Genomic DNA, 7,883 nt, shown 5'->3' on the forward strand with positions numbered 1-7,883 from the left:
GGTTCAATTCATCCATCAGCTTATCGGCCGGTACTTGGAATGGCAGGCGGAAATTGGCACACTGCCCCTTGGCATGTACGCCCGCATCCGTTCTACCGGCCCCATTCACCTGGCAGACCTCCCCTGTCACCTGAAGAAGCGCATCCTCGATCTTTCCCTGAATGGTTTCCTTCGTGCGGGTCTGTTTCTGCCATCCTTCATAGCGCGTCCCGTCATAGGACACGATCATTGCATAGTTTGTCATATATATTCCTTTCCGGAGCCACATGCCCCGCTATATTCATTATATACGGAAAAGGCCTCTGAAAAAAGAAAAAGTGACTCAAAGCCAATGAATAATTTTGAGAAAACCAGCAAATCCCCTTTAAAACCCCTCCTGCCATTGACAAGAAGAACCCGCCTCCATTCCAGATCAAAGACTGGCTGAACCGGAAACAGCAGTAAAACAAAAAGGACCCATGGAAAAAGGAAACCCTCCTCAGGCTTAGGACACGAGAATTTCCTGGGAATGAAGATTTCTTCCTGCTTCACGGCCTGCAGCATGGTCTTGAAATGATCCTCCAATCGTTTAGCTGCATAAGCTTCAGTTTCTTATGCCTCGAATTTCAAGAAAATTGACTCTTAACCAATAGTTTCTTCTTTCATTTCTCATTTTTATGATATAATAGAAAAGGTTATACACCGAATAGTATCCACTTCAAGGGACAGTATCCCCGTTTTTGAAAGAGAGTGATTTTTAATGAAAAAAATGCTGATGACTCTGGCTGCCGCTGCTGCCATTGCCGCAGGAACACTGACCGTCTCCGCTGAAAGTTACTGGAAGTACAACGACACGACGACGATCGATCTTGATGAAACAAGCCTGAAGAAAACAACGAACGGCCATGAAATCCTGAATTTCGTAGCTATTCAGACGATTCCGGACGGCACCTGCACCTATACATACGCTTATGACCGTACAGCAGGCACCATTCAGGTCGTTGAGATGGAAAAGGAAACGAAGACGCTGCACTACACCAGCAACTTCACACCAACTTCCGTCAACTCCACCAATCCGGTCGTCAAAGCCCGCGCTGAAATGGCTGAAGCTGTTTATCAGAGAAAAGTCAACCATAAGAAATAATGGAACCTTTAAATACGCCTGATGACATGAGCCGCGACCTGCTCCATTTCATCGCCAAGTCTCCTTCTGTCTTCCATGCCGTCCGCGGTGTGAAAGCTGCGCTTGCTTACGCGGGTTTTACTGAGCTGCGCGAAGAAGATACATGGCAGATTGAAAAGGGCGGGAAATACGTGGTCACCAGGGACGGCAGTGCGCTCGTTGCTTTTGCCGTGCCTGAAAATGGCGGAGAGTTCTTCCGCATCGTCGCAGCTCACTGCGATTCCCCTACGTTCAAGATCAAGGAAAATCCTGAAATCAAGGACGGCCCTTATGTCCGTCTGAATGTGGAAGGCTATGGCGGCATGATCATGAGCACTTGGATGGACTGCCCGCTTTCCGTAGCAGGCCGCCTGATTACAAGGGAAAACGGCCATCTGGCCCAGAAGCTCGTCGCTGTCGACGGCACGATGCTTGTCATCCCTTCCGTTGCGATCCACATGGACCGCCAGGTGAACCAGAACAAGTCCTGGAATGTGCAGAAGGATCTTCTTCCCCTCTATGGTCTGTCTTCCGGCAAGACGCCTTTCATGGATGTCATTGCCGCATCAGCCAAAGTAAAAGCAGAAGATACCCTCGCTCATGACCTTTATCTTTACAGCCGCGTGCCCGGCACGATCTGGGGCGAAGAACGTGAATTCGTTTCCTCTCCCAAGCTCGACGACCTGCAGTGCGCTTTTGCCGCTTTCCGCGGGTTCACCCTCGGAAAGAAGGAAGAAGCCATTTCCGTCTATGCCCTCTTTGATAATGAAGAAGTGGGAAGCCAGACAGCTCAGGGCGCCGGTTCGACATTCCTTTACAATGTCCTGATGCGCCTTGCTTCTTCGCTGGGCCTTTCCTATGATGAGACGATGGCCGCCATTTCCAGAAGCTTCATGATTTCTGCCGACAATGCGCATGCTGTCCATCCGAATCATCCGGAATACGCTGATCCTGTGAACCGCCCCGTCATCAACGGAGGTATCGTCGTCAAGTTCAGCGCCCGCCAGAGTTATGCTACCAATGCATTCTCCGCCGCTTACTTCAGAAATCTCTGCGAAGAGAATCATATCCCGACGCAGACCTTCACGAACAGGAGTGATAATCCCGGAGGATCGACGCTTGGCAACATTTCCAACACGAAAGTGGCTATGCCGACCGTGGATATCGGCCTTGCACAGCTGGCTATGCACTCTTCCTACGAGACAGCCGGCGTCAAGGATACCGCTTACCTGGTTGACGCATGCACCGCATTCTTTGCATAAAGTTCGTAAAATTAAAGACCGCAGCCCTTGCCGCGGTCTTTTTATCATGCAGGAATGCTATAATATAGATAAGATTTAGTTTTCCTTGCATTTCATCTGAAAAGGAGGATATATGAAACTTAGAATCGGACTGCTGCAGATGCATGTCGAGCTGGGAAAGCCCGACGTCAATTACGCTCACGCTCTGGAGCTCATGGAAAAGGCCATGAAGCACGAACCGGACATCCTTGTGCTCCCTGAGACATGGAATGTCGGCTTCTTTCCCGCGGAGCATTTGGACGAACTTGCTGACAAGAACGGAGAAAGAACGCAGGAAATGCTCTCCACGTTCGCAAAAAACAACAATGTCAATATCGTCGGAGGAACGGTCGCTGCCAAGATCGGGAATGATATCCTGAACCGCTCCTATGTTTTCAACCGCGAAGGGAAGATTGCAGAAACTTTTGATAAGATCCACGGCTTTTCCCTCTCCGGTGAACCTGGCTATTTCCGTATGGGAGACCACCTCGCCCACTTCAATCTGGACGGTGTCGCCTGCTCCATGGCTGTCTGCTACGACATCCGCTTCCCGGAACTGATCAGAAGGGAAGCTCTGATGGGCGTCGACCTCTTCTTCGTCCCCGCCGCATGGCCAAAGATCAGGAACACCCACTGGGTACGCCTCAATCAGGCAAGAGCCATTGAAAACCAGTTCTACCTCGCCGCTGTCAATCAGGCCGGCCGCTCAGGCGGACTGGAATATGCAGGAAATTCCCTCCTCCTCGATCCATGGGGCGAAGAAATCTGCCGCCTCGAAGATGAAGAGGAAATCGCTTTCGGCCGCATCGATACGGACGTCATTCAGGAAGTCCGTTCACAGATCAATGTATTCCGCGACAGAAGACCGGACATCGACAAAATCACTGCCGAATAATTTCCGCTATATAAAAAAATAAAAAAAGACTGCACGCAATCTGCTGCATGCAGTCTTTTTTTTATGGCTCTTAGAAGTGATAGTTGAGGCCGACGCCAAGGCCGCCTTCGTTCTTGACATCATCTCTGTCATAGTAGGTGTAGTTGACATCCACATCAAACGATGTCGGTACGAGATCGAGCTGGAGTCCTGCTTTGTATTCGCGTTCTTCGCTGGATACTTTGAGGCCTGCATAAGCATCGACTGGTCCTAAGACGTTTGCGCGTCCTTCAATAAGTCCGAAAAGTTTTGCATCTCTGTCATAATAGTTTCTGTTGCCTGCGCCGATATAGAGGTGGCCGATTTTGTACTTCGCATACACATCCGTTTCATTGCCTGCATGGTTCCAGTGCCGGTATCCCGCGCCCACGACTACTTTCGGGATCGGTTTGATTTCAATATGAGCACTATGGATGCCGTCTTTGGCTGCATTGTAGCCATAGCCGACTTCCGTGTCCATGATATCTACGCCTGGTACAAGGGCATGCGCTGTGCCTGTCCCAAGGAATGCCGCTGCCAGCACTGCTGCCGCTGTAATTGCCAATTTCTTCATGAGGACTCCTCCTTCCGCCTAGGTCTTCCTTTATACATTTATTATATACTATCTGTAGTATATAATTAAGTGGAAAATGGCATATTTTTGAATTCAAGGACTTTATTTTATAATGCATCTCCCAATTTGTCAAATTGCTTTTTTGACCTTGACAAGTCATTCCTCATGGGGTATCCTTTTCCCGAAAGGCATGGGCCATGCACCTCCATTCAAGGGCATCTTTACAGAGTCTTATGAAAGGAAAGAATGACCAGCGCTTATGGAACTGGAAATTTCCACCCGCATGATATCAGCTGAATCATAGCGGAGCATGGAAACAAGAGATCCGCGCGTGCCTTGCTTAAAATTCATATCGCTTGGATTGTAATGACCGAGACGAATGCATGGTTCAGAATAGCTGGCATCCTTCAGGGGATGCTTTTTTATTTCCCATATCCTGATCCCCATTTAGGGCGCATTCTGTTTTGGAATGCGCTCTTTTTCGTTCCCGCTCGTTGCAGAAAAGCCTTCAGGAGTTTCTCCGGAAAGGATGCTGTAATGATGATTATCTGCCATGAAATTGGCGAACTGAAAGATTTCGTCCGCCGCTGTAAAAAAGAAGGAAAATCCATCGGACTCGTAACGACCATGGGCGCTCTCCATGAGGGACACGCTTCCCTCATCCGTGCCGCCAGAAAGGAAAACGACATCGTCATCACGACCGTCTTCGTCAATCCGACCCAGTTCGGCCCGAATGAAGACTATGACGCCTACCCCAGGACGCTTGAAAAGGACAGTGCGCTTGCTGAAGCATGCGGAGCCGACCTTCTTTTTGCACCGGCTCCTTCTGCCATGTATCCGCACGAAGAGATGACCTGGGTCGAAGTCACCGGCCACGTGACGAAGATCCTCTGCGGCCGCACGCGCCCGATCCATTTCAGGGGCGTCGCAACGGTCTGCGCCAAGTTCTTCAACCTGACCGAATGCGACCGCGCTTACTACGGCCTCAAGGATGCGCAGCAGACACAGGTCCTCCAGCGCATGGTCGAAGATCTTTTCATGAATGTGGAACTCCGCCTGATGCCGATCGTACGCGAGGAAGACGGCCTTGCCAAGAGCTCCAGGAACGTTTACCTCTCGCAGGAAGAAAGAAAGGCAGCTCTCGTCCTTTCAAGAAGCCTTGCCCACGCCAAAGAAGCTTTCCAGAAGGGCGAAAGAAACAAGGATGCCCTCCTGACTATCGTTAAAAATGAAATCGAAGAAGAGCCGATGAGCGACATCAATTACGTGGAAATGTATGAAATGCCCGGCCTTGCAGAGCTTCCTGAAACGATTGAAGGAAATGCCCTCCTTGCTGTCGCTGTCCGCTTCGGCAAGACAAGACTCATCGATAACGTAATCCTGGAGGCAGAATAATGACTTATACAATGATGCATGGAAAAATCCACCGCGCAACCGTCACGGAAGCCAATCTTGAATACATGGGAAGCATCACGATCGATGCTGACCTTCTCGATGCTGCAGGCATCCTTCCCGGCGAACGCGTGCAGATCTGCAACAACAATAACGGCGCGCGCCTTGAGACGTATACCATTGCCGGAAAAAGAGGAAGCGGCGTCATCTGCCTGAACGGTGCTGCGGCACGCATGGCTGCCGTCGGCGATATCGTCATCATCATCGCTTATGCCGGCATGGATGAAAAAGAAGCCAGAGGCTTTGTCCCGAAAGTCGTCATGGTCGATGGCGAAAATCATATCCTTCGCGAAAGAGGCACGGAAAAGGAAAGAGAAACCGTCTGATTCCTTTTTCTGTTTTCCCGTAAAGGAGTGATTCCATGCTTGAAAAACTCGTTCATTTCTGCACCAGGTACATGGCTGCCGGCGTCATCCTTGCAGGCGTATGCGGCATCATATGGCCTTCCCTCATGAAGCCTTTTGCCTGTTATATCCCTATTTTCCTAGGTGTCATCATGTTCGGAATGGGCATGAGCCTTACGCCCCGCGACTTCAAGAACGTCTTCGATCATCCGAAGAACATTGCTCTCGGCACGCTCTTCCAGTTCATCTTCATGCCGGCGCTTGCCTTCGCGCTCGTTAAGCTCTTTGCTCTCCCGCCGGCGATTGCCATCGGCGTCATCCTCGTCGGATGCTGCCCGGGCGGCACGGCTTCCAATGTCATTTCCTACATTGCACGCGCCGATGTAGCGCTCTCTGTTTCCATGACAATGGTCAATACGATCCTCGCCCCCTTCGTGACACCCTTCCTGATCTGGGTCACCGCCGGCGCATGGGTCGATATCAGCTTCACATCCATGATGATTTCCATCATAGAAATGGTGCTTCTGCCCCTTCTTTCAGGCGTCCTTCTCAATATTTTCTTCCCGAAGGCCGTCTCGAAAGTCACGAAGATCACGCCGATGCTCTCTGCTCTCGTCATCATCTTCACCGTAGGATGCGTCGTATCCCTTTCCGGCCGTACGATTCTTGACAGCGGCCTCATCATCCTCTGCGTCGTCATCCTCCACAACCTTGGCGGCATGACACTCGGATACCTTGCGGCTAAGAAAGCAGGCATGACAAAAGCGCAGGTACGCGCGATGTCGATCGAGGTCGGCATGCAGAATTCCGGCCTTGCCTCCACGCTTGCCCTCATGTACTTCACGGCGGCCGGCGGCATCGCAGGTGCTATCTTCTCCGTATGGCACAACATTTCCGGATCCCTCTTCGCTTCCTGGTGTGCAGGAAAGGATGAAGAGGAGGAAATGGCTCCCGCCGCTGAGACAAGATCCATTTAATTTTCTTGACTTCAAGCTGACTCTAAGGTCTATGATAATTACAGTTAGTTTGAAGAAAGAAGGAAACTATCATGAATCAGAAAATTCTCCGCCTGGCTGCTGCAGGCCTTCTCGGAATGACCCTTTGTGGCAGCAGCCTTCCCGCTTATGCTGCGCCGGCATGGACGCTCCCCTCTGAGGGCGTCCAGATGGAAAATACTGCCAAGCAGGCCTACATTTACAAGGAAATGTACGGACGCTTCCATCCTGCAGCCTCTTCTGCCAAGCCTGCTGTCTTCGAAGCTCCGGACGGATGGACTTACACCAGATATTCTCAGGACGGACTTGTCCTGGAAGAGCTGACAAACCCAGAAGGCTCAGGAAACCGCACCGTCCTTCAGCTTCATGGAGGCGGCTATATAGGTCCTCTTCACAATGGGTACCGGAATCAGGGCGTCCGTCAGGCTGTCCTTTCGAACGCGCGCGATACGTACATGGTGAACTACCGGCTCGCGCCAAGACATACATATCCGGCCGCTCTTGATGATGCCATGACTGCATACCGGTTCATGCTGAAGAAGGGATACAAGCCGGAAAATATCATTGTCTTCGGAGACTCTGCCGGAGGCAATCTGGCACTCGCCCTCTCCGCAAAGCTGAAGGAAGAAAAGCTTCCCCAGCCAGCGCTTCTCATCCTTGATTCGCCATGGATGACGCTGGAGACAGAATCCCCTTCCCGGAAGGAGAGCGTGAAGAGGGATCTTGTCCTGGGTGAAATCAATCCGGGCATGTTCCACGAAATCAATCACCCCACCTATGCAAAAGGCATGAATCTCTCCGACCCGCACCTCTCACCTGTTTACGGCGATCTCACAGGATTCCCGCCCATGCTGATTCAGGCAGGCGGCTATGAGCTTTTCCTTGATGACGGCATGAAGCTGGCGAAGAAAGCCGCTGCTGACAATGTCAAAGTGACGCTCACTGTCTATCCCGGCATGTCGCATGACTTTGCGCTCTGCCTGCCGGAGCTTCAGGACAGCATCGATTCCTTTGCAGAAATCCGTGACTTCATCAACCTGAACATGAAACCGTGATTCCCATCACAGAAACAAAAGATGTGACCCTTCATTTTCGGTCACATCTTTTTTCATTGCCTCTTTCTAATTCCTTATCTGATTCCTTGACACAGGCGACTCTTTTTGGGATATGATATATACAAATTA

Annotated in this window: 9 protein-coding genes and 1 pseudogene; 7 read left to right on the top strand and 3 right to left on the bottom strand. The window is 50.8% G+C overall.

What is annotated here, in order from left to right; translation table 11 throughout:
* Together M3200_RS08730 and M3200_RS08735 are read right to left on the bottom strand one after the other, a co-directional pair.
* Nucleotides 1-244: pseudogene (locus tag M3200_RS08730) on the bottom strand (tRNA pseudouridine(38-40) synthase TruA); the annotation flags it as partial.
* A complete protein-coding gene (locus M3200_RS08735; RefSeq protein ID WP_108849972.1) occupies nt 241-543 on the bottom strand; it encodes a hypothetical protein in 303 nt (100 codons plus the stop codon). The gene M3200_RS08735 and the pseudogene M3200_RS08730, both read right to left, overlap by 4 nt.
* Nucleotides 544-739: 196 nt before the next feature.
* Between M3200_RS08735 and M3200_RS08740 the strand changes: the two genes are divergently transcribed.
* The 3 genes from M3200_RS08740 (at nt 740) to M3200_RS08750 (ending at nt 3,316) form a co-directional block, all read left to right on the top strand.
* Complete coding sequence (locus M3200_RS08740) at nt 740-1,123, top strand: hypothetical protein (protein ID WP_022383145.1); 384 nt, start codon at nt 740-742, stop codon at nt 1,121-1,123.
* Nucleotides 1,123-2,403 carry a M18 family aminopeptidase gene (locus tag M3200_RS08745; RefSeq protein WP_022383146.1) on the top strand — a complete coding sequence of 427 codons (1,281 nt, stop codon included), beginning with the start codon at nt 1,123-1,125 and terminating at the stop codon, nt 2,401-2,403. Before M3200_RS08740 ends, M3200_RS08745 begins: the two co-directional genes overlap by 1 nt.
* A 112-nt stretch (nt 2,404-2,515) precedes the next feature.
* Nucleotides 2,516-3,316 (top strand): carbon-nitrogen family hydrolase, encoded by an 801-nt coding sequence (locus tag M3200_RS08750; RefSeq protein WP_022383147.1) that lies wholly within the window; start codon nt 2,516-2,518, stop codon nt 3,314-3,316.
* 70 nt (nt 3,317-3,386) lie between these two features.
* Here the strand turns inward: M3200_RS08750 and M3200_RS08755 are convergent, their stop codons facing one another.
* Nucleotides 3,387-3,908 (bottom strand): hypothetical protein, encoded by a 522-nt coding sequence (locus tag M3200_RS08755; protein WP_022383148.1) that lies wholly within the window; start codon nt 3,906-3,908, stop codon nt 3,387-3,389.
* Nucleotides 3,909-4,445: 537 nt separating this feature from the next.
* On the opposite strand from M3200_RS08755, the gene panC reads away from it, so the two are divergent.
* The 4 genes from panC (at nt 4,446) to M3200_RS08775 (ending at nt 7,754) form a co-directional block, all read left to right on the top strand.
* The gene (gene panC / locus M3200_RS08760) at nt 4,446-5,303 is read left to right on the top strand and encodes a pantoate--beta-alanine ligase (RefSeq protein WP_288178253.1); all 858 of its coding nucleotides are present in this window, start codon (nt 4,446-4,448) and stop codon (nt 5,301-5,303) included.
* On the top strand, nt 5,303-5,686 hold the full coding sequence (gene panD, locus M3200_RS08765) for an aspartate 1-decarboxylase (RefSeq protein ID WP_022383150.1): 384 nt from the start codon (nt 5,303-5,305) through the stop codon (nt 5,684-5,686). Before panC ends, panD begins: the two co-directional genes overlap by 1 nt.
* Nucleotides 5,687-5,721: 35 nt before the next feature.
* Nucleotides 5,722-6,681, top strand: coding sequence for a bile acid:sodium symporter family protein (locus M3200_RS08770; RefSeq protein WP_022383151.1), 960 nt, complete (start codon nt 5,722-5,724; stop codon nt 6,679-6,681).
* 71 nt (nt 6,682-6,752) lie between these two features.
* A complete protein-coding gene (locus M3200_RS08775) occupies nt 6,753-7,754 on the top strand; it encodes an alpha/beta hydrolase (RefSeq protein WP_022383152.1) in 1,002 nt (333 codons plus the stop codon).
* Nucleotides 7,755-7,883: the final 129 nt, after the last annotated feature.

The sequence above is a fragment of the Dialister sp. CAG:357 genome, assembly GCF_000435155.1.
Taxonomy (GTDB): domain Bacteria; phylum Bacillota; class Negativicutes; order Veillonellales; family Dialisteraceae; genus Dialister; species Dialister hominis.

Bases quoted from the DNA above. Each gene is read 5' to 3' on its own strand.
- M3200_RS08735 (WP_108849972.1), bottom strand. From the start codon at position 543: ATGCTGCAGGCCGTGAAGCAGGAAGAAATCTTCATTCCCAGGAAATTC.
- M3200_RS08740 (WP_022383145.1), top strand. From the start codon at position 740: ATGAAAAAAATGCTGATGACTCTGGCTGCCGCTGCTGCCATTGCCGCA.
- M3200_RS08745 (WP_022383146.1), top strand. From the start codon at position 1,123: ATGGAACCTTTAAATACGCCTGATGACATGAGCCGCGACCTGCTCCAT.
- M3200_RS08750 (WP_022383147.1), top strand. From the start codon at position 2,516: ATGAAACTTAGAATCGGACTGCTGCAGATGCATGTCGAGCTGGGAAAG.
- M3200_RS08755 (WP_022383148.1), bottom strand. From the start codon at position 3,908: ATGAAGAAATTGGCAATTACAGCGGCAGCAGTGCTGGCAGCGGCATTC.
- panC (WP_288178253.1), top strand. From the start codon at position 4,446: ATGATGATTATCTGCCATGAAATTGGCGAACTGAAAGATTTCGTCCGC.
- panD (WP_022383150.1), top strand. From the start codon at position 5,303: ATGACTTATACAATGATGCATGGAAAAATCCACCGCGCAACCGTCACG.
- M3200_RS08770 (WP_022383151.1), top strand. From the start codon at position 5,722: ATGCTTGAAAAACTCGTTCATTTCTGCACCAGGTACATGGCTGCCGGC.
- M3200_RS08775 (WP_022383152.1), top strand. From the start codon at position 6,753: ATGAATCAGAAAATTCTCCGCCTGGCTGCTGCAGGCCTTCTCGGAATG.